This is a genomic window from uncultured Thiothrix sp., assembly GCF_937876535.1.
In the GTDB taxonomy this organism is placed as follows: Bacteria; Pseudomonadota; Gammaproteobacteria; order Thiotrichales; family Thiotrichaceae; genus Thiolinea.
In genome coordinates, this window is the sequence record NZ_CALFHZ010000006.1 from 106,712 (window position 1) to 127,396 (window position 20,685).

Annotated in this window: 19 protein-coding genes and 1 riboswitch; of the genes, 18 read left to right on the forward strand and 1 reads right to left on the reverse strand. The window is 44.3% G+C overall.

What is annotated here, in order from left to right; all coding sequences use genetic code 11:
• The first annotated feature begins 77 nt into the window (after positions 1 to 77).
• From gspD to Q0230_RS02935, 16 genes are all read left to right on the forward strand, one after another.
• Positions 78 to 2,336, forward strand: coding sequence for a type II secretion system secretin GspD (gene gspD, locus Q0230_RS02860; RefSeq protein WP_298607963.1), 2,259 nt, complete (start codon positions 78 to 80; stop codon positions 2,334 to 2,336).
• Positions 2,326 to 2,727: a hypothetical protein gene (locus tag Q0230_RS02865; RefSeq protein WP_298607965.1), complete on the forward strand. Its 402-nt coding sequence runs from the start codon at positions 2,326 to 2,328 to the stop codon at positions 2,725 to 2,727. Before gspD ends, Q0230_RS02865 begins: the two co-directional genes overlap by 11 nt.
• A gap of 118 nt (positions 2,728 to 2,845) precedes the next feature.
• Positions 2,846 to 4,345 (forward strand): hypothetical protein, encoded by a 1,500-nt coding sequence (locus tag Q0230_RS02870; protein ID WP_298607967.1) that lies wholly within the window; start codon positions 2,846 to 2,848, stop codon positions 4,343 to 4,345.
• A gap of 104 nt (positions 4,346 to 4,449) precedes the next feature.
• Entirely contained in the window at positions 4,450 to 5,310 is an 861-nt protein-coding gene (locus tag Q0230_RS02875) for a peptidylprolyl isomerase (RefSeq protein WP_298607969.1), read from the forward strand.
• Between the two features lie 27 nt (positions 5,311 to 5,337).
• Positions 5,338 to 6,123, forward strand: coding sequence for an ABC transporter permease (locus tag Q0230_RS02880; RefSeq protein WP_298607971.1), 786 nt, complete (start codon positions 5,338 to 5,340; stop codon positions 6,121 to 6,123).
• A complete protein-coding gene (locus Q0230_RS02885) occupies positions 6,120 to 7,334 on the forward strand; it encodes an ABC transporter ATP-binding protein (protein WP_298607973.1) in 1,215 nt (404 codons plus the stop codon). The genes Q0230_RS02880 and Q0230_RS02885 overlap by 4 nt, the downstream gene beginning before the upstream one ends.
• Positions 7,334 to 8,233 carry a lipid A biosynthesis acyltransferase gene (locus Q0230_RS02890; RefSeq protein ID WP_298607975.1) on the forward strand — a complete coding sequence of 300 codons (900 nt, stop codon included), beginning with the start codon at positions 7,334 to 7,336 and terminating at the stop codon, positions 8,231 to 8,233. The genes Q0230_RS02885 and Q0230_RS02890 overlap by 1 nt, the downstream gene beginning before the upstream one ends.
• Positions 8,234 to 9,238, forward strand: a complete 1,005-nt coding sequence (locus tag Q0230_RS02895; protein WP_298607977.1) for a class I SAM-dependent methyltransferase — start codon at positions 8,234 to 8,236, stop codon at positions 9,236 to 9,238.
• An 86-nt stretch (positions 9,239 to 9,324) separates the two neighbouring features.
• Complete coding sequence (locus Q0230_RS02900) at positions 9,325 to 10,617, forward strand: glycosyltransferase (protein ID WP_298607979.1); 1,293 nt, start codon at positions 9,325 to 9,327, stop codon at positions 10,615 to 10,617.
• Complete coding sequence (locus Q0230_RS02905) at positions 10,610 to 12,679, forward strand: HAD family hydrolase (RefSeq protein ID WP_298607981.1); 2,070 nt, start codon at positions 10,610 to 10,612, stop codon at positions 12,677 to 12,679. The genes Q0230_RS02900 and Q0230_RS02905 overlap by 8 nt, the downstream gene beginning before the upstream one ends.
• Before the next feature lie 10 nt (positions 12,680 to 12,689).
• The gene (locus Q0230_RS02910; RefSeq protein WP_298607984.1) at positions 12,690 to 12,899 is read left to right on the forward strand and encodes a hypothetical protein; all 210 of its coding nucleotides are present in this window, start codon (positions 12,690 to 12,692) and stop codon (positions 12,897 to 12,899) included.
• Positions 12,900 to 12,902: 3 nt separating this feature from the next.
• Positions 12,903 to 13,805 carry a glycosyltransferase family 2 protein gene (locus Q0230_RS02915; protein WP_298607987.1) on the forward strand — a complete coding sequence of 301 codons (903 nt, stop codon included), beginning with the start codon at positions 12,903 to 12,905 and terminating at the stop codon, positions 13,803 to 13,805.
• Positions 13,806 to 13,826: 21 nt separating this feature from the next.
• Positions 13,827 to 14,897: a glycosyltransferase gene (locus tag Q0230_RS02920; protein WP_298607988.1), complete on the forward strand. Its 1,071-nt coding sequence runs from the start codon at positions 13,827 to 13,829 to the stop codon at positions 14,895 to 14,897.
• Between the two features lie 276 nt (positions 14,898 to 15,173).
• Positions 15,174 to 15,614 (forward strand): 50S ribosomal protein L13, encoded by a 441-nt coding sequence (gene rplM / locus Q0230_RS02925; protein WP_298607991.1) that lies wholly within the window; start codon positions 15,174 to 15,176, stop codon positions 15,612 to 15,614.
• 6 nt (positions 15,615 to 15,620) lie between these two features.
• Positions 15,621 to 16,013, forward strand: a complete 393-nt coding sequence (gene rpsI, locus Q0230_RS02930) for a 30S ribosomal protein S9 (RefSeq protein ID WP_298607994.1) — start codon at positions 15,621 to 15,623, stop codon at positions 16,011 to 16,013.
• 154 nt (positions 16,014 to 16,167) lie between these two features.
• Complete coding sequence (locus Q0230_RS02935; protein ID WP_298607996.1) at positions 16,168 to 17,088, forward strand: porin; 921 nt, start codon at positions 16,168 to 16,170, stop codon at positions 17,086 to 17,088.
• Between the two features lie 264 nt (positions 17,089 to 17,352).
• On the opposite strand, the gene Q0230_RS02940 is transcribed toward Q0230_RS02935, so the two are convergent.
• The gene (locus Q0230_RS02940) at positions 17,353 to 18,057 is read right to left on the reverse strand and encodes a DUF3108 domain-containing protein (RefSeq protein WP_298607997.1); all 705 of its coding nucleotides are present in this window, start codon (positions 18,055 to 18,057) and stop codon (positions 17,353 to 17,355) included.
• A 110-nt stretch (positions 18,058 to 18,167) separates the two neighbouring features.
• Here Q0230_RS02940 and Q0230_RS02945 point away from each other — a divergent pair, with 110 nt between their 5' ends.
• Positions 18,168 to 18,476: a hypothetical protein gene (locus tag Q0230_RS02945; RefSeq protein ID WP_298607999.1), complete on the forward strand. Its 309-nt coding sequence runs from the start codon at positions 18,168 to 18,170 to the stop codon at positions 18,474 to 18,476.
• A gap of 50 nt (positions 18,477 to 18,526) precedes the next feature.
• A riboswitch (cobalamin riboswitch) is annotated at positions 18,527 to 18,712 on the forward strand.
• A gap of 61 nt (positions 18,713 to 18,773) precedes the next feature.
• Positions 18,774 to 20,642, forward strand: coding sequence for a TonB-dependent receptor (locus tag Q0230_RS02950; protein ID WP_298608000.1), 1,869 nt, complete (start codon positions 18,774 to 18,776; stop codon positions 20,640 to 20,642).
• Positions 20,643 to 20,685 lie beyond the last annotated feature (43 nt).

The following is a 20,685-nucleotide window of genomic DNA, read 5'->3' on the forward strand; positions in this document are numbered from 1 at the left end:
GCTGTGGTTACATTGACTAAATCGAAAAGATAAACTGATATTAGCTAAATAATAATAATAAAAAATGGGGTTTGTTTGTGATTAACAGGACTGCATTAGTAGGGCTGGCCAGTATTTCTGTACTGCTGTCGGCATGTGTTTCAATCAAAGACGGTCCCGGCTTTCGTAATAATGTCGATAATAATCCTTTTCAGCGCAGCGCAGCCGTCAAAGAGTTAGATGGAAAAAGTTTGAACCTTGAACATCCGATTCTTAAACCTGCTAAGAAATCGAGAAGATCAAATAGCGTTGAGAGTTTCGCCGGATCAGGTTCTAGCAGTAGTGCAATGCTAGATGCTTCTAATTCAACTGTCATTTCTAAAGCTAATAGTAATGCCAATGATATGGAGTTGGTACTAGGTAATCATCAGTATTATCGAACTGATGTCGAGCGCCCTAGTAATGCTTCAGGTCGTGCTGGGAAAGGTGAGGGTGTGGCACTCAACTTTGAGCGTGCAAGTATTCGTGAGGTGGTCAGTGTCGTCCTAGGTGATATTTTAAAGCAGACTTACATTGTGGAGCCGGGGGTTGAGGGTGAAGTCACGATTAACTCTAGTGAGCCGATTCCACGTGAAAGTTTAATTCCAACTTTAGAATCGCTCCTGCAAACTCAAGGTGCAGTGCTGTATAAAGATGATAATGGTGATTATCGGATCGCTGCACGGGCAAATTTAAAAGGGCGGGGCTTTATGCCTTCAACCGGAAAAATTAAGCCTGGTTATAATATTCAAGTTGTACCCTTGCGGTATATTCCCGTGGCAGAAATGCAAAAGATTTTAGAGCCTATTGCTAGCCCTGATGCTTTTGTGCGCGTTGATACTAATCGTAATTTATTGGTTCTAGCTGGTACGAGTTCTGAGTTACAGAACTTGATGGCAACCGTTAGAACATTTGACGTCGATGTACTGCAAGGCATGTCCGTTGGGATTTATCGGATTAAAAACGTCGAAGCCCAAGTCGTTGCCAAAAACTTGGATGCTCTCTTTGGTGAAAGTGGCAATAGCCCAATGGCAGGTATGGTGAAAATCATGCCGATTGAGCACATGAATAGCCTGATGATTATTTCTGCTAGCCCTGATTATTTAAAAGAAATGAAAAGCTGGGTTGACCGCTTTGATCAAACTGGCCCAGTCGATGGTCAGCAACTTTTTGTTTATCACGTCCAAAATGGTAATGCCGAGCATTTGGCAGAAATGCTCACACAGATTTTTTCAGGGAAAAGTGGTGGCAGCAAAAAGCTAGGCTCATCTTCTGCACCTTCAAGTTTAGCGCCCGGCTTAGAGTCAGCGACGGTGGGCGCTAGCGGCGATTCGGCAGGTTCTCCAACGAACGCGGCTTTAAAAACTATGCTGGGTAGTGGTAATAGTGGTGTCAGTATTGATCCCGATGCGGATGTGAAAATCGTTGCTGATAAGACGAATAACTCGCTGATGATCTTATCGAGCGAAGCGATGTATAAGCAGATTCAAGAAGCCTTAAAGCGGATCGATATTATGCCGATGCAGGTTCAGGTCGAAGCATCGATTATGGAAGTGACTTTAAGTGATGAAATGTCGAATGGCTTACAATGGTATTTGACGCAAAATGGCAATACTTTTGGTGAGTTAGGTGTCGGTAAGTTTGGGGCAAATGCAACACCGAGTGGTTTCTCCTTTACTTTAGCGGGTGGCTCGAATGGCATTAAAGGTTTTGTTCATGCTTTAGCCAAAGAATCTAAGGTGAAAGTTATTTCTTCACCGTCCGTTTTAGTTTTGGATAATCAAACCGCTGAAATTCGGGTGGGTGATCAGCAGCCCATTAAGACAGGTTCAGTTTCCACAGATGGAACAGTAAGTAGTATTCAATCCATTCAATATAAAGATACCGGTGTAGCGCTTAATGTAACGCCACATGTGAATTCGAACGGTTTAGTCAAAATGGATGTACAGCAGGATATTACCGATGTGGGTGAAATTGATTCTGCAACTGGCCAACGTACTTTCCTCAAACGCAATATTAAAAGCAATATCGCGGTACAAAGTGGGGAAACGATAGTGTTAGGTGGTCTGATTCGTGACAACCATACTGAAGGAAATAGCGGTGTACCTGTTCTAAAGAATTTGCCAGTGATTGGCAGTGCCTTTAGTGGTAGTTCGAAGAGTGGTAAGCGTACTGAATTACTAGTTCTGATTACGCCCACTGCGATTAAAGATCAGGAGGCTTTAGTGCAAACTGGCGACGAAATGCGCGAAAGAATGAAGCGTTTAATGGATAACAATACCTTTATCCAACAATTAAGAGGTGAGTATGTCGAGTAGATTTGACTGGGTAATTGTACTACCCCTATGCTGGATGTTGACAGCGTGTGTTTCCGGCGAAACTACCGTAAAACAGGCTGCTCAACAACGTTGGAATGCATTACTAGCGGGTGATTTGCAGCAAGCATATCAATATTACACGGATGCCTTTAAGCAGACCGTGCCTTATGAACACTTTCGTAATAGTGTCCAAGGCGTAGGATTGTGGAGCAAGGCGCAGGTGCAAAAAGTGAGCTGTGAGACTTCAGGTGATAAATGCAATGCTGAAGTAGAAGTCACAGTCGCCATGAAGATGCGCGGTTTACCTAAACCAGTGGAAACCAGCGATGTAATTCACGAAACTTGGACAAAAGAGGGGAGTTTTTCAGACTGGCGGTATGTAAAAAAATGATTGAATAAATTAGAATTATTTATAGGTTATTCTCAGGTTTCTCAGCCTAATTAGCTTTAAACCTGCGCGTAGTAAGGTACTCCGTAACAAATATAAAAAAATCTCGGGAGGCACGAAAGTGTTTAAGAAGAAGAAGCTCGCCCTTGGAATCTTCGCTGGTTTAGCAGGTGCATTAGGCATTGTAACTAGCGCTCAGGCGGTTCATTTAAATCCAGATGGCACTGGTCAAGTTTTAATTTTCCCTTATTTTAATGCTCACGAAGGATATGTCACCAACATTAACTTAGTGAACTCTACGGATAAAACAAAAGCGGTCAAGATTCGTTTCCGTGAAGGTGATCGTAGTAATGACGTCCTCGACTTCAATATTTATATGTCTCCACAAGACGTATGGACAGGCAGCGTGCGTGGTGTTGAGGATAAAGACAAGAATCTGATTGGCTCGATTAGTACGACTGATCGTACTTGTACTTTGCCACAATTAGCTTCTTGTAAAGATAATAAATGTGAAGTCACTATTCCTTTCACGGGTCATCAAATTTATACCGGTGTAGATGCAGCAGACACCCGTGAAGGTTATGTTGAAGTCATTGAAATGGGTGTCGTTGAAGATAAAACAGTTCAGGCAGGTGTCTTGCACAAAGATGGCACCCCAGTAAACTGTAATGCAGTCAAAGACGCTTGGAAAAATGGGGTATTCCAACAAGGTGCGGGCGCGAAAGCAACTGGTCTAAGCGCACCAACGGGTGGGCTATTTGGCTCCTCGGCTGTCTTGAACGTTCCTCAAGGTGTGGCTTATGCAGTCGATCCAGTAGCGATTGATAACTACAGCACCGTCGCCCAACATTATTTGTCTGATGATCCTAATAACTTCTTATTACCTTCTTTGGCCTCTGGCGATGTTAGTACCAGTACCATTACTGTAAAAGATGTGAACGGTGAAAATGAGTTGGTAACCACGACTTGGGGTTCAGTACCGGATACTTGTTTAAACGACAAAGATGATCTGACACCACAGTGTGGTACCAATCCTTATCCAATTTCTCACGTATTGTTAGCTTCTAATGTGATGAACGAGTACTTCGTTGATCCAACCAACGGCTATGAAGGGCATACCGATTGGGTGCTGACCTTCCCAATGAAGAAACACGGTATTCATAATGCGGATACCGATGTATCAATCCTAGTTGATGGTATGTATGACCGTGAAGAAACCAGCGCTACTGCAACGGCAGATATTGATTTCGGTTTCTCTCCAGTATTGCCTGGCAAAACTAAAGAAGAAGCTGAGCTGAAGCGCGAAGTGAACGTTGTGACCTTCCTGACCAGCGATCCTTCCTATGATGACTCCCGTACCGTGTTCTCTAGTCAAACCGGCCAAACCTTGTCAGTGGGTTCGTTTGTACATGGTTGGGCGAGCATCTCCTTCCCGAAATACGATATTTCCAAAGGCTACGTAAGCTCTACTACTTATGGTAAAACTGCGACTCCTTACACAGCAGCTAGCAGCATTTACCAAGGTGTACCTTTAGCAGGCTTTGCAGCTATCGAAGGTAACGTAAGTACGAACGCGGGTGCACGCTTCGGTGATGCTTTACCGCATAAAATTAACCGTTAAAAGCTAAGTTTTAGTTTTAAATGGCGGTTACTATGCAAAACTGGTCGGTTTGAATCTGGCCAGTTTTTCGCATTTTCATTGGGCTAGAGTTGAAAAATAAGATCATGCACTTCCAATCAAGATTTCTTATCCTTGGGCTAAGCTTTTTAGTTCTCAATACGCAAGCCGCTGATGATTGGGTACTTAAGTCTAAAGAGCTAACCCTTGCTAAAACGACAGTTGAAGATTCGCTGACCGCTCGCGGCGTGAGTGCTACAAATTTAGATAGCAAACATCGTCAAGCCTTATTGGAAGAATTATTTATTCGCGAAAGCTTATTAGCCAAACAAGCTAGTACTGTATTAAAACCTGAGCAACTTGCACTCTTAGATAAGCAGGTTGATGAGTTTCGCAAAGGTCAACTATCGCACTTATTATTAGAGGCATTATCTTTAGATAAAGCACCTGATTTTGAGCCACGGGCTAAGGAGCTTTATGAGGCTCGCAAAACCACAGATTACCAACTACCTTTACGCTTACGAGTGCGAGTTTTAGAGAAAAATTTGGGTAGCGGTAGTGATGAAACAGCTGTTCGTCAAGAATTAGAAGGAATTAAGCAGCAGGTAGCTGAAGGTAAGCTAGATTTCAAAGCAGCTGTGCTAGCCAAGAGTGATGCTGCTGATAAAAAGCTCACTGAAGGTGATAGTTTCTGGTTTCATCAAGGACAGAAATTGCAGGCTTTTTATGAGGCAGCAGCTGCTTTATCTACGGAACGGCCTTTAAGTGAAGTCTTAATTTTTGAAGGTAAGGCTTATTTATTGCAGTTCATCGGCCGGCAAGAAGCAATGCAGCAAACTTATGCAGAAGTAAAAGATAAGATTCTGACCGAATTAACTGATGCTTATAAAGAAGAGCAACGCAAACTGTTATTAGATCAATTCCGTACTGCGTTTAGCCAAGCGGAGATCGCGCCAGCTTATCAATAACTAATTATTAAACTTGAGGGCGAAAAAGTGGGGCAGGCCGAGCTTAAGCGTCATGGGACTCTTATTTATCAACTATTTCGGCGTGATTTGAGTGAGCGTTATCAAGGCACCGTTTTAGGTTTTGCATGGCTATTACTGCAGCCACTTTTCATGTTGGGACTTTACACTTTGGTATTTAGCGAAGTCTTACAAGTCCGCTTTAATGCACAAGCTTCAAATAGCTCTTTTGCTTTCTATGTGTTTACTGGTTTATTAGCATTTAATGCCTTATCTGAGGTACTGACGCGCTCTACTACAGTGATTACCGAGCGCCGCGATTTACTACTCAATACAGCGCTACCTAGCTGGGTACTACCGATCATTCCTGTTACTATCTCGGTGGCTTTGGAGTTAGTCAGTCTAGGCGTATTGCTGTTAGCTTTGAGTGTTACTCAGCAATTGCAGTTACTAGGTTTATTATTCTATCTGCCCTTTTTACTCGTTCGAGTGCTGTTTTCTTTAGCAGCTGCGTATGGTTTTGCTGTGCTTGGGGTCTTTTTGCGTGATTTGCGCCAGTTAATCCCCGCGCTCTTAACCGTTTTTTTATTTATTTCCCCCATTTTGTATCCCTTAGCGCTGATTCCAGAAGATTTGCGTCCACTGTATCACTGGAATCCCTTAGCGCATTTAGTTGAAGCTTATCGTTTAGCCTTGTTACAAGGGCAGTTCGATCTTGAGCGTTTAGCAGCTTTGTTATTGGTCAGTAGCACCTTTTTACTAGTCGCATACTTACTCTTTCAAAGCCTGATGCCCCGGGCGAGATATGTGTTATGAGTACGGCTATTCGTTTGCAGCAGGCTGGAGTCAATTATCGACGTTATACAAAACCGCGTGATGCTTTATTCGAATGGTTTTCACGGCGGCCACGCCACGAAGTCTTTCATGCTTTGCAAAACATTAGTTTCGAACTAGAGCAAGGCGGATCTTTAGGCATTATTGGGGATAATGGTGCTGGCAAAAGTACTCTACTGCGCTTATTAGCCGGTAATCTTAGTCCTAGTTCAGGTGCTTGTGTGGTACAAGGGCGACGCTCCGCTTTATTAGAGTTGGGTACAGGTTTACATGGTGAATATAGCGGTTTAGAAAATGCGCGCTTAGGCTTGGCTTTGCGTGGCTTGGATAGTACTGCTATCGAACAACAGTTACCTAAAGTATTAGCTTTTGCTGAATTGGGCGAATTTATTCACCAACCAGTAAAAACCTATTCAAGTGGTATGACAGTGCGTCTGGTATTTGCCATTGCTGCGGTGGTCGAGCCTCAAATCCTGATTGTGGATGAGGCTTTATCGGTGGGTGATCAGTATTTTCAGAAAAAGTCCTTAGATCATATGCGCACCACTTTGGAACAAGGCGCGACTTTGGTCTTCTGTTCACATAATTTGTACCAAGTACGTGAGTTGTGCCAGCAAGCTCTATGGTTGGAGCAAGGCAAAATCAAAATGTTAGGCGAATCACAAAAAGTAGTCGATGCCTATCAAGATTCAGTAAGAGCACGGCAGCAGCCACAGGCTGTAGTTCCTAATAATGATTCAAAACCTGCTTTGACCACAGGTTTTCCAAGTTTACTGGAAGTGTGTCTGCGTGGTGCTCAAGAGCCAGCCGGTTTATTGCCCATTTTTAATACTTGGCAGCGTTTTGTCGTGGAGGTGAGTGCAGACAGTGCTGGTTGTGCCCTTGCCGATATTCATATTGGGATTGTGATTCGACGCAATGATGCAATTCAATGCTATGGTATTAGTACCCTGCATGATCGTATGCCGCTACAAGCCCAAGCCGATGGCAGTATTAAAGCGCGTTTAGTACTGGAAAAATTGCCCTTGTTATCCGGTGAATATTGTTTAGAAGTTTGGCTGATTGATAGCAGCGGCTTGCATATCTATGATGCTCGTGAGCGCTGTTGTTCTTTTCGGGTGCAACAAGCCACCCAAGCTCAAGGGATTGGCGTGAGCTGGATGCCCCATCACTGGGAAGTAGAGGCTAGCTAATGTTATTGACCCGCTCAGTCGAGCATTCTTGGCGCTATGCTCAAGCCTTTCCTCTGTATGCACGGTTGCCTTGGCGTACTGCTTATCGCTTAGCGGCTTGGCAATCAAATTACTTTTACCAAAAGCATGCCCAGACACGGGAATTGATTCGCTCACAGATGCAGCAAATCTTTACCGAGGCGAGTGCTGGGCAAATTGATACTTGGGTGCGCGACTATTTCCGCATGGTTGAGCAAGAAGCCTTGGATACTTGGTTTTTAGATCAGCCCCCGATACCTGAAATTGTTCAGCTTTCTGGTTTTGAAGCGGTACAAGCTGCACGAGCTTCAGGGCAAAAGGTCTTATTAAGTACTGGGCATTTTGGCCGCTTTTGGATGGCAGGACCGGCAATGCGTCAGGCTGGAGCAACAATTGGCACGATTACTCGGGATGGCGGTACGACTAATCAATATGGCCTACATCCCGCTGAATATCGCTATCGTTTGTGGAAATTACAACGTTTGCAAAAGGTTTTGGCTGGACCTTTTTTAGTCGAAGGTGAAGATTTAAGGCCTTTATATAAAGAACTCAGTAAGCATTTGATTACTTTACTATTTGATGTTTCTTATAACGAAACCCCACGCGGGAGCGTGACAGTTCCTTTTCTCAACGGTACTATAAGTGTACCTGCTGGTATTTATAAAATTGCCAAAAAGACGAAAGCAGTAGTCGCGCCATTTTATATGCATGATAGTGGGAGCGGGGCAGTAGTTGCTGAATTTTCACAACTGCTAGATCCACATAATTATAATGATGAGGAATTTATGAGCCTGCTGGCCACGCAATTAGAGTCGCGAATCAGGGCGCGACCTGGGCAATGGTGGCTGTGGGAAGCACTTCCTCTATTGCGGAGACAATAAATGAATCAAACAGTTGCCGCTTATCCTCCAGCAAACTCAGCTAATCTGGATAACAATCATTCACATAATAAAATTGTTCAGCTCATTCCGCGTTATGCTCAAGTGCTAGAGCTAGGCTGCTCAAGCGGAGCAATGTCGCGCTTAATGAAGGAGCAATGTGAGGCTCATGTTTTTGGGGTAGAAAAAGATGCACAAGCTGCGTGGCAAGCACAACGCTATTGTGACTATGTTTTTACTGAAGATTTAGATGATCCACATAGTTTAGATGCGCTGCAATTTGAGAAATTCGACGTGATTACCCTAGTCGATGTCTTAGAGCATTTACGTTATCCGCAGCAGCTATTAGAGCGCTTAAAGCCTTTTATGATGGATGAAAGCGTGATCCTGCTTTCAGTGCCGAATGTTGCGCATACCTCGGTACGTTTAGAACTACTGACGGGCGATTTTCGCTATGAAGAAGCGGGCATTCTCGACGATACACATTTAAAATTTTTCACGCTGAACTCTTTAAAGTCCTTAATTGAACGCAGTGGTTTTGTGATTAATGAGGTGGACTATACTTGGCACGATTTGCCCGATTCAGTGATAGCGCGTTATTTGCGTCAAGTGGGCGTGGAGGCTACTCCACGGGCTTTAGAGTATTTCCACCAACCCGATGCGGTCGCTTATCAATTTATTATCTCGATTAGTCTACCTAAGCAAAAGTCAGAAAATGATTCCGCTTCTCCTGATCTATTTAAGGAGCACCAACTCAAGCCGATGGCGGCTTCTTGGCAGACATGGGGGCATATTTTCGCTAATTTGCAGCAAAAAGAGCAGGTGATTAAAGGTTTAGAGACTGCAATCAAGGATCAGCAAGCTGAAGTGAATTGGCTTAAAACACAGCTACAAGACAAAGGCGATGAATTGACGCGTGTCTATGCCACTCGCAGCTGGCGTTTACTGCGAAAACTAGCCAGTTTTGTGCGAGGAATGCCAGTTCAGGAGGGATTAACCCAGAGCTAAATACACTGCAGGGATGGGCTACTAGAGCAACTCGCTCCATCAGCGGATAACGCGAATATAACAATAATAACGAGGTTGAAAGCCGCATGCGTGGTCAACTACCAGCCATTAGCATTATTATTCCAGCTTACAATCACGCCGCTTGGCTTGAACAGGCGCTTGATTCGGTAGCGGCACAAAGCTTCACCGCTTGGGAATTAATTATTATTGATGATGCTTCCCGCGATCAAAGCTGGAAGCTAATTAATACTTGGTCTAATCAGCACCCCCATTTAGCGATCCGTTGTATTCAACATACGCAAAATCAAGGTGCTCCTGCGACCTTGAATGAGGGTTTATCCCTCGCACAAGGTAAATACATTGCTATTCTCAATTCAGATGATGCTTGGTATCCACAACGCTTAGAACGCCTCTATAAGCTTGCTGAGCAGCAACATTGTGATTTTTTAGTGACAGGCGTCGACTTATGGGATTCAAACTCAGTCGCTAAAACCGAAAGCGAGCCTGATTGGTGGGCCTGGTATCAAGGCTTAGTGGCGGACTATCAAAAGCATCAAGATTGCTTGCGTACTTTGCTGCGTGGTAATTTCTGCATTACCACCTCGAATTTCTTTTTCCGCCGCGATTGTTTCTTGGCGCAAGGTGGTTTCGCCGATTTACGTTATGTGCATGATTATGAATATGTACTGCGCTTGTATCGGGCTGGGTTCAAACTCCATTGCCTATGGAATGAGTCGCTGCTGCATTATCGCTTGCATACCAATAATACCATTCGCGAAAAGCCTTTAGCAGCAATTGAGGAGAATATGCAAATGCTCCTCAATAATCTAACGGCGCTGTCTGGGCAGTTGACCACCAACAGTTTGGCTGGTTTACAGATTCAACTACGTGATCTCTATCGTTATACCCGCGAGGAATGGTTAAGCACGCTCCATCATCGCTTAGTTGCGCGTGAAGCAACTTTAATGCGCCTTGTAAATGATCGTGATCGCTGGATACATGAACGTAATCAATGGATTGCTGAACGTGATCAGCTCATTAGTTACCAGCAACAATGGCTTAAAGATCGAGATCAGTGGTTAGCAGAGCGCGATCAACAGATTCAACGCCTCCAACAAGTGTTAGCTAAGCATGTCATTTGGGTGAAAGAGCGTGATCAATGGATTAGCGAGCGTGATCAGCTAATTCAAAGCCAGCAGCAATGGCTTAAAGATCGCGAGCAGTGGATTAGTGAGCGGGATGCAGCTCTGGTTAATCTCCGTCAACAACAAACGGAGCTGGTAAACAGCCGCGCCTTTCGTTTGGGCAATGCTGTACTCAATCCTTTACGCTGGTTAAAGCGCTTAATTCCCGAAAAGCGGAGTGTGCGCCATGCGTAAGCAAGTGAGTAAGAAGCTGATTTTGCGTGATTGGCCAGCAGTACAAGCTTGGTTGCAGCCTCAACTACAAGCTTGGCAAGTGCAAACAGTCTCTTTGGATATTTTTGACACCCTATTGGCACGTATTGATACGCCTGAACAAGTCCAACGCTCGGTATGTCGTAAACTAGCCAAACGCTTAGATAATGCCTTTAAAGCAGAAGCGATTTGGACAGCGCGTCAAACCACTGAACAAAAATTGCGTCAGCAAGCAGCGGCACAAGGTCTAGACTATGAATGTCGCTTTAGTGAGTTAGTACCAGCCTGGCTTGAGCAATTATTAGGTGCACCCAACCCTGAATTAGTTGATTTTATTATCCGCACAGAGCTGGAGTTAGAAAGCTTAGCTTTGTATGTAAACCCTGAAGTTATACCTTTCTTGCAATGGCTCAAGCGTACTAATACACGCATTTTAGCCATCTCAGATATGTATTTAGATGGTTCATATCTGCACGAACTGCTAACTAAATTTGGGTTAGCCAGCTACTTTGATGCAGTTTATGTATCAGCTGACCGTTTGCAATGTAAATACTCTGGTAGCTTATATGAGCGGGTTGCGAGTGAGCAAAACTTAGAAAAATCCACTTGGGTGCATATAGGCGATAATCCAAGTTCTGATTTTCAAGCCGCTTGTGCGCAAGGTCTACAAGGTGTGTGGTTCTACGAAAAAGCTGAGCTTAAACGAATTGATCAGCAGGTTTTAGCGGTACGTATGGCAACGCGCGCGAGTATTTGGTCAGGGCGTTATTTCTTTTCGGTTCTACAAAATCGCTTACAAGCTTTAACGGTTGAGCGCGATGATTTTTATTTTCGCTATGGGCGCGATGTCTTAGGGGCTGCTTTTAGTACTTTCATGTTAGGTCTACAAGAACGCTTGCAACGCAAGCCAGTTGAGAAGGTATTTTTCGTAGCGCGTGATGGTTATCTGTTTCAACAGATGTATCAGCATTTAGCTGAACCTAAACCTCAAGATGCGTATCTTTATCTCTCGCGGCGGGTGATAACTGCTGCCTCAACCGCTAATGGCCTAACACGCGAGCAAGCTCAAGTTGCCTTTTATAATCCAAAGCAGCAAGGTTTGCGTTCCGTCTGTAAAGTCTATGGCTTGCCAGAGGATGACTTACAACCTTTAGCAAAACGGCATGGCTTTAAGGACTTCGCTGAACCTATTCAGGATTGGCAAGATCCACGGCTGCTAGCTTTCTTAGCCGATCCTGAAGTGCAAGCTTGTATTCGCCCAGTTGGTGCTCGGCATCGTGAGCTGCTAGAAAAGTATTTAGAGCAAGAGGGGTTTTTTCAGTATCAACAGTTAGCTCTCGTCGATATTGGCTGGAATGGAACCGTCCAAAAATTTCTTAAGCAGGCCTTTGGGCATCGTGCTGATTTTCCGGTCGTGAATGGCTATTACTTTGCTTTCGTGCCGAAGATGTACAACGATTTTGGTAAGCAAAATTATTGCGAAGGCATTATTCACGATTCTCGTCGAGACAATGCCTGTGAGCGCATTCCGGCTGAATTTGAAGAGATTTTTGAGCAAGGCGCGCGGGCTTTAGAAGCGACCACGATTGCTTATCAAGAAACCGCTAATGGAATTGAGCCAGTTCTGAAGTCACCTCAGGCAGCAGATCGTTTAGCCGAGGTTGCTTGTAATCGGATGGTAGCTGCTATTCAAGAGGGAGTGCTGCTGCATTGGGAGCATTTTCAAGCGGTGCAGCGCTTAACGGATTACAAAAGCAGTGATTTACTCCCCTATGTCTATGGCTTGTTAGAGCGTGCAGTCGTTTATCCGAGTCGTGAAGAAACGCAGTATTTAACCCGCTTAGTACATACTGAAGACTTTGGGCATGATCATGTGCTGGAGTTAGGGCGGAAAGCGCTCCGTTGGCAGGATTTTTTGCATCCTCGGCATTTATGGCAACGTGTTCAGCAGTCTGCTTGGCGTTATGCTTTATTAGATAGTATTCCCACCAGCGCACCAAATTTTGCGTTTCGGATGGCTTATTTGCATAGCGTGCGGAAATAGGGGCGGCTAAATGAAATCAGCACAGTTAGCTAAGAATTTAATCGTGAGTCCGCACCGTTTATTTATTTATGCCCAAGCCTTTCGCTTTTCTTCAGGGCGGGGGCGGTGTTTTAGTCCGGGTTTTGGTGCTTTGCTAGCTTGGCAAGCTTTAAAGCTTAAACAGCAGCTCTTGAATCGCGGCACACTTCGTTGGTGGCGCGTTTGGCTGGGTAAAGGTTAAATCATGGCTCAAGTGCAAATCTTACTGTCGACTTGGAATGGTGAGGCTTGGCTAGCTGAGTTATTAGCCTCCTTAAATCGGCAAAGTTTTGCAGATTGGGAGTTATTAGTCCGTGATGATGGCTCGCAAGATCAGACAAATAAAATTATTCTCGAATGGCAGCGTGAATACCCTTACCACTTGGGTAAGTTTATTGTTGATGGAGAGCATCTGGGTAGCACCCAAAGCTTTAGCCGCCTAGTGGAGCAGAGTACTGCCCCTTATTTAATGTTTTGTGATCAAGATGATATTTGGTTTCCAGAAAAGATTGAGTTTTCGTTGGCAGCTTTGCAAGCTTTAGAGACTGAACTGAGTATCGTTAAACCGATAGTAGTGCATACTGATTTAGCGGTAGTAAATGAGCAACGTGCGCTAATCGCAAGCTCCTTTTGGGATATGCATGCATTTGATCAAGACCAGTCTAAACAAGCTTATTTGCTGACGAATGTCGTCTCGGGCTGTGCGAGTATTTTTAATCGAGCTGCTGCTGATTTGGCCTTTCCAGTGCCAGATCAGGCCATTCAACACGATCGCTGGTTGGCTTTAGTGTGCGCTTGGTTTGGGCGGATTTACGCTTTGCCACAGCCTTTGCTGTTTTATCGGCAACACGGAAATAATCAGATTGGGGCTGATTTACAAGCACTACCTTCAAGCGAAATTACATTACGGGTGAATGCATGGAGTCGGCAAGCTGAGGCTTTCTTAGAGCGACATGGTGATGAGTTATCGCGAGCAGACTATCGGTTAGTTGCTGCTTTAGCAGGTTTGCAATATTTAAAAGGATGGGAACGGCGGCGGCAGATTGTGCAGCACCGCTTATTTAAACAGGGGATTTTGGCGAACTTAGCTTTGCTATTGTTCGCTTAAGGTTAAGCAGGATTTGACAAGATGATAAAAAAAATAAGCCGTCCTGATGTGGCAGTCATTGTATTAACGCGTAATGCGGGTGCGTTGTGGAGTGAATGGATTAAGGGGATTCAGCAACAAACCGTTCAAGCGGGTCGTTATCTAGTCGTTGACTCTTCGTCGACCGATCAAACTGCTCAGCAAGCTTTAGCCGCCGGTTTAGAGGTTTACTCGATTGCTGCCGACACCTTTAATCATGGTGGTACGCGGCAATTGGCTGCTGAGTTATGTCATGGGGCTGAGTATTTAATCTTTCTAACCCAAGATGCGATTTTAGATGAGCCTGATTCTTTGGAGTTGCTATTAGCTCAATTGGTCGATGCGAAGGTAGGGATGGCTTATGGCCGGCATATTCCACACCCATATGCATCCTTGATTGAGAAGCATGCCCGTAGTTATACCTATCCAGAAGCTTCAGCAGTACGGAGTAAAGCGGATTTGGATGAGTTAGGCTTCCGTGCGGCTTTTTCTTCGGATGTGTATGCCGCTTACCGCGCTAGTGCGTTGCGTAGTATTGGCGGTTTTCCAGAACATATTATTGTCAGTGAAGATAGCTATGTGTCAGCACGTTTATTATTAGCGGGTTGGAAAGTAGTCTATTCTGCAGAAAGCTCAGTGCGCCATTCACACCAGTATTCGCTACTACAAATTTTCCGGCGCTATTTTGATATTGGGGTCTTCCATGCTAGTGAAGCAACCCTATTACGTGGGATTGGGAAGCCCGATAAAGAAGCTTGGGTGTATGTGCGCTCGTTGATTAGTTATCTAAGTGAGCGTCGTAAGCGTTTGCTTTGGCTAGCGGCTCTACAAACCTTAGTGAAGCTGATTGGCTTTAGGGTAGGGAAGTTGTATCAGTATTTGCCTGCGCAGTGGTGTCAAAGGATTAGTTTGCAAAAAGCCTATTGGTTCGCAGAGCCTAATAGCTGGGAGCAAAGTTGGTTATATGGAGAACTGAATAGGGCTTTGGCACCTAAGAAGCTATCCGTGCCTAGCAGTTTATTAAAACCTAGTGTGCAAAGCTTAAGATCCAAGCCGATTAGTGCTCTTTCTTAAGGATTCTAGTGGCTGTACCTATCTCTAGATGGGTACAGCTAGCCAAAGAGAGAGTAACCATCTTGTATTTATTAATATTAGTTTATTATAATATTCTATATATTGCATGGCAACCTTAGGTTTCATACATCCTCCTTTGGTGGTAATTGCGCGGCTTTTAGGGTCGCGTTTTTTTTTGTCTGCTTACGCGATAACTCCTTGTCTCCGCGCCTTTCTTGCCATACAATGCGCGGTCTATTTTTTCAGATAATTACTACATACTCTTTGGAGTTTGGAATGAGAACATTCAGTGCAAAGCCGGCTGAGGTAAAACGCGATTGGTACGTCGTGGATGCCGAAGGTAAGGCGTTAGGCCGTTTGGCCACAGAAGTAGCCCGGCGTTTGCGTGGAAAACACAAGCCGGAATATACCCCTCACGTTGATACAGGGGATTACATTATTGTCATCAATGCGGATAAAGTCGCAGTGAGCGGTAACAAAGCTCAAGACAAGATGTATCATAAACACACCGGCTATATCGGTAATATGAAATCCTTTTCGTTTGAGAAATTACAACAACGTGCGCCTGGCCGTGTGGTAGAGCTTGCGATTAAAGGTATGTTACCTAAGAACCCATTAGGTCGTGCTATGTACCGTAAACTGAAAGTTTATGCTGGTGCAGAGCATAATCATCATGCACAACAGCCATTAGTGCTGGACATCAAGGGCAAGGAGTAATATTCGATGGCTGCAACTCAATATTACGGCACTGGTCGCCGCAAATCTTCTTCTGCTCGTGTTTTCTTGCGCACTGGCAGTGGCAATATCACTGTCAACAATCAACCAATTGATCAATACTTTGCACGCGAAACTGCGCGCATGGTGATTCGTCAACCGCTGAACAGCATCAGCTTAACTGACAAAGTGGATTGTGATGTCACTGTGACTGGTGGTGGTACCACAGGTCAAGCGGGTGCGATTCGTTTAGGTATTGCTCGTGCCTTACTGCAATATGACGAAGGTTTGCGTGGCTCATTGAAGAAAGATGGCTTCCTGACTCGGGATGCACGTAAAGTTGAACGGAAGAAAGTCGGTTTGCACAAAGCACGTCGCGCGACTCAGTTCTCCAAACGTTAATCTTTTCTCCAAGCTTATCCGAAAAGCCACAAGTGTTACCGCATTTGTGGCTTTTTTTGTATTAGACTCACTAAATTTAGGCCTCAATGTGGGGGTAGCCATTGTGACCCAGAAAGGCAGATAAGATTAAATAAGTACAAGCACGGAGTCGATAATGAAGCGGATTAAGTTCTTATTAGCCATGACTGGCTTGACTACTCCTTTAATCAGTGGGGCGGACACCACTATTTTTGGTACTTTAAATGCTAATTACGGATTGCTGAAAGACAACGGTAAAAGTGTAGATAAAGTCCGAATGACGGGTTCTCGTTTAGGTGTAAAAGGTTTTACCCCACTCTCCGCAGGGATTGAAGGAACTTATATTTTAGAGGCAGGCGTAAAGCTAGATGACGCAGATAAAGTTAAAACAGATACACGTCAGGCTTGGGTCGGTTTACGTGGGCAGTTAGGCGAGATTCGTTTGGGTCGTCAGTTCGGGGCGACTAAAGTTTCCTCTGCACCCGTTGACTTATTTAGCGATCAATTTGCTGACTACAATGCCATTCTAAAATCTGAATTCACCTATAATCAAAGCTTTGCTTATATTAACAAATTCGGTTCATTAGGCTTTGCTCTTGAGCTAACTAAGGACAAAAAATTCAGCCCAAGCGACAGGCAAATTACCGCTACTGATGCGGTAGTCAATTATTCGCAAGACGGTATTTATGCAGCCTTTGCCACCATGCAAGGCAAAGACAGCTTGAAAATGTCGCGTTTAACCGGCGCTTATACTTTCTTTGAAGGCCATAAGATTGGCGCGACTTTTGAGCAGGCTCGCCCTGAAATAGGTGGTGGGCATGATGCTTTTGTAGTTAGTGGTGGCGTGCAGGCTGGTGATTCTTTCTTCAAAGCCCAATATGGTGAAAATAAGTCTAAGAATGGTGGGCAAAAAGAAACTTTGTCAGCAGTAGGTGTAGATTATCATTTGGCTAAGAAAACCGTTCTGAGTTTCGAATACAGTATTAATAAAAATCGTGAGCATCTGGTGGGCGATAAAGTTAAAACAACGGCTGTGGGGCTTTCGTATGGTTTTTAAATATTAAATTCGTATTTAGTTTGTTAATCGCATAGTGATGGTGACTGTTACTATTTTCAGGATTTGGCACAACCAAGGAAATCCTTTTAGGGATTAATTTTAGTAGACGGCTCTAGATTATCAGAATAGAAACAGTCCCTGTTGGTGGCTTAGAGTCAGGAAGAATGGCAGCCAATTTACCTCACTGAATCATATTAATGCCTTATCAACGGTTAGTTTAAGGTAGCACCAGAATCCATTAAACTCCTCTAAATCATGACGGAATTATTGAGTTGCTTTAAATTTAGTAATCTCTGCTTCAGTAATATTACCTTTTTCATTATGCTGAATTTTCGCAGCGACATAACCTAGTTCAGAGGCTAGCCACAAGGTAGTTTGACGTTCACCATTATCTCGAGTCATTTGTACCTTTTCACAAGTATATTTGCCTAATGAAGTGGTAATGGTTTCTTTGCCTAAGCGTTGGAACTGATAGGTTTTGAGTTTGCCGCGCTCAGTAATGCTGTATTTCAAGGGTCGGTTGGCGGCAATATCTTCAATTAAACGTAATTCAATTAATAGCGGGTCAATTGTTCCAGCCGGTACTTTGAGTGTATAAGCCGTATTGTCTAAATTGCCTTTTACTTGGGTAGGATTGGTAAAAGTATATTGATCTGTTTTCGCTTTACGGCGGCTTTTATGTTGATACAGGTATTGCTGGGTTTGCAGTTGATCTCCCTGCTTACTACCGATACTACGCTCAGTCAGAGTATCGCCACTTAACAAGGCAGCCATGCCATTCGCTTTGGTTTGTTTTTGAAAGGTGTAGCCATTATTGCTATAGCTCAAACTTACGTTGGTATCACCAACGGTTAAACCTGAATTAGCAACGCTGTAGCTTGCTTGATAAGCAGTCACAGCGGCTTCAGCCTGTAAACTGATAACACTGAGTAGACCAGCCATGACTAAAACACGTGCTTGTGTAACCATGCGAGATATCCTGTATTTTTAATCGTTCTGAACTAATGAATTTGACCGAAAGCAAGCTGCTCGGTTCAATTTAACAAGTACCTAACTTAGCACGCTTAGCGGATGGCTTCATGATCCTAGATCAATTGTCGGGTTTAACCATTGAATTAGTGAGTTCAACTATCTACGAGCACCTATATTTTTCTGGATCAATAGTCAGTGCTACTCTCGGTGAAAAAGGTGGCTCTCTGTGTGCCCCGACTTTAAGCCTGCATAGCAATGCTGCAAATGAATTGGTATTCACGAGTGATGCTGGTCTTTGGTTCAGTTGGGCGGATATAGTTATTTATGAGACCGAACTAGTCGTTTTGCGGAACGGTGAATTAGCTAGATATAAAATCTTAAGCAGAGCAGTCGCTCGTAAACAGTATTTACCGTAGAAGTATAAAGATTCAGCCTAGCGTGGTTTGACAGCTCTCCAGCAATCACGTAACGTCCAGCGCGTCTAGGTGCATTTTTCGAAGTGTTAAACGGGAAGCTGGTATAAGCCAGCGCTGCCCCCGCAACGGTCAGTAAGTTTGCTGCTATAGCCACTGTGCTCGCGCATGGGAAGGTGCAGCAATCGACATACAGTCACTTACAAGCCCGGATACCGGCCTAGTTTATTGTGACTGCAACTTGCATGTCATGTTTCCCAACCAGCTGCGCGGTGGGCGCGGCAAGTAGGAATTCATACCATGAAAACCTCTATTCTGACTGTATTAGGCAGTGTGAGCCTAAGCGCAGTTTCTTTTCCTGCATTGGTCTGGGCTGAGCCAGCCAATAATGACATTGAAATTATCATCACTGCGGGTAGGAAAGCACAAACTGCTGATGAGACTTTGGCACCCGTTACGGTCATTACCCGTAAAGAAATTGAACAAACCCAAGCCAGTAGCATTGCTGAAGTCATAGAAACAACTCCCGGCTTATCGCTGACTAGCAGCGGCTATATGGGTAAACAAACCTCAGTCCATTTACGCGGCACTAATGATAGCCATGTCTTAGTACTTATCGATGGTGTGAAAGTAGGCTCTGCAACTTTAGGTACTACGCCACTAGAGTTATTTCCTTTAGCTCAAGTAGAGCGCATTGAAATCGTGCGGGGACCTCGTTCTAGTTTGTATGGCTCGGAGGCGATTGGGGGTGTGATTCAAATATTCACGCGCAAAGGCAGTGGAACTAAAGGTATTCAACCAAATGCTTCGATCTCTTATGGCAGTTTCAATACTGCTAAAGCGAATGCTGGGATTAGTGGTGGTTCTGGTGAAGGTACTTGGTTTAATCTGAATGCAGCAACCGAGCGTACTGATGGAATTAATTCCCAAGATTTCTATACAGTGTATTTACCCGATTTCTCGACTGGCAAAGTGTATGAATCGGATAAAGACGGCTATAGGAATAATAGCTTTTCTCTGCGGGCAGGTAATCGCTTTGAAAATGGCATGACTGCTGAGGCCGGTGTGATGCAAGCTCAAGGGAAAAGTGAGTTTGATGGTGAATATCAAAACGAAAATCACTTTAAACAGCAAGTCACACAGGGAAAGTTTAGTGCACCTGTAGGCGCAAGCACTACCATAACAGCGCAACTGGGGAACTCAGTCGATAAACAGGATAGTTACAAAGATAGCGTCTTCCAAGAGCGTTTCCAAACCAAACGCACGAGCGCTACCTTGCAAACTGATATGCAATTAGGTGCTGCAGGCAATGTGACAGCGGGCTTAGATCAGGTTAAAGATAAGGTCAGTGGTACGACTGATTATGCTGTGACCTCGCGCAAAAACACTGGCTTATTTGCAAGCTACCAACTAACAGCGGGTGACAATAAATTCGATATTTCTGCCCGTCAAGATGACAACGAGCAATTTGGCAAAAAGGCTACTGGTGGAGTTGCTGTTGCGCATGAGTTTTCTGAAGGCTTGCGTGCAACGGCCTCTTATGGCAGCGCTTTTAAAGCACCGACGTTTAATGATCTTTATTATCCCTTCAGTGGCAACGCCGACTTAAAGCCAGAAAATAGCAAAAACCTAGAATTGGGTGTAGCAGGACGTTTAGCTAGTGGTGAGTGGGCAATTTCTGCTTTCCAAAATAAGATCGACGACCTGATTCAATGGCGGGATACCGGTGGAGGTATTTGGAAACCGATGAATGTGGCCAGTGCTAAAATTACCGGTTTAGAACTGTCTGCTGCTCAGCGTTTAGGGGAATGGCAAATTTCAGGTAATGCCACTTTCCAAAAACCAGAAGTAGCCAGTGGCGAGCAAGCGGGGGATTTATTGATCAACCGCCCTAAGCAAATTTTTAATCTAGATGCAGAGCGCCAATTAGGGCGTGTCTCCGTGGGGGCTGCTATCCATGCTGAAGGTCGTCGTTATAATGATACTTCTAACCTCCAACCTTTAGCTGGTTTTGGCACTTTAGATTTGCGGGCGAAATATGCGATTAATCGTGATTTAGCAGTTAGTGCGAAACTAGCTAATGTCTTAGATAAAGATTACGAGCTGCGGAAAGGTTATAACCAGCCCGGTGTAAATGGGATGCTTAGTTTGGAGTATCAGCCGAAGTAAGGGAATAAACTACAGCGGCAACTCATCAGTAGTCGCCGCTTTT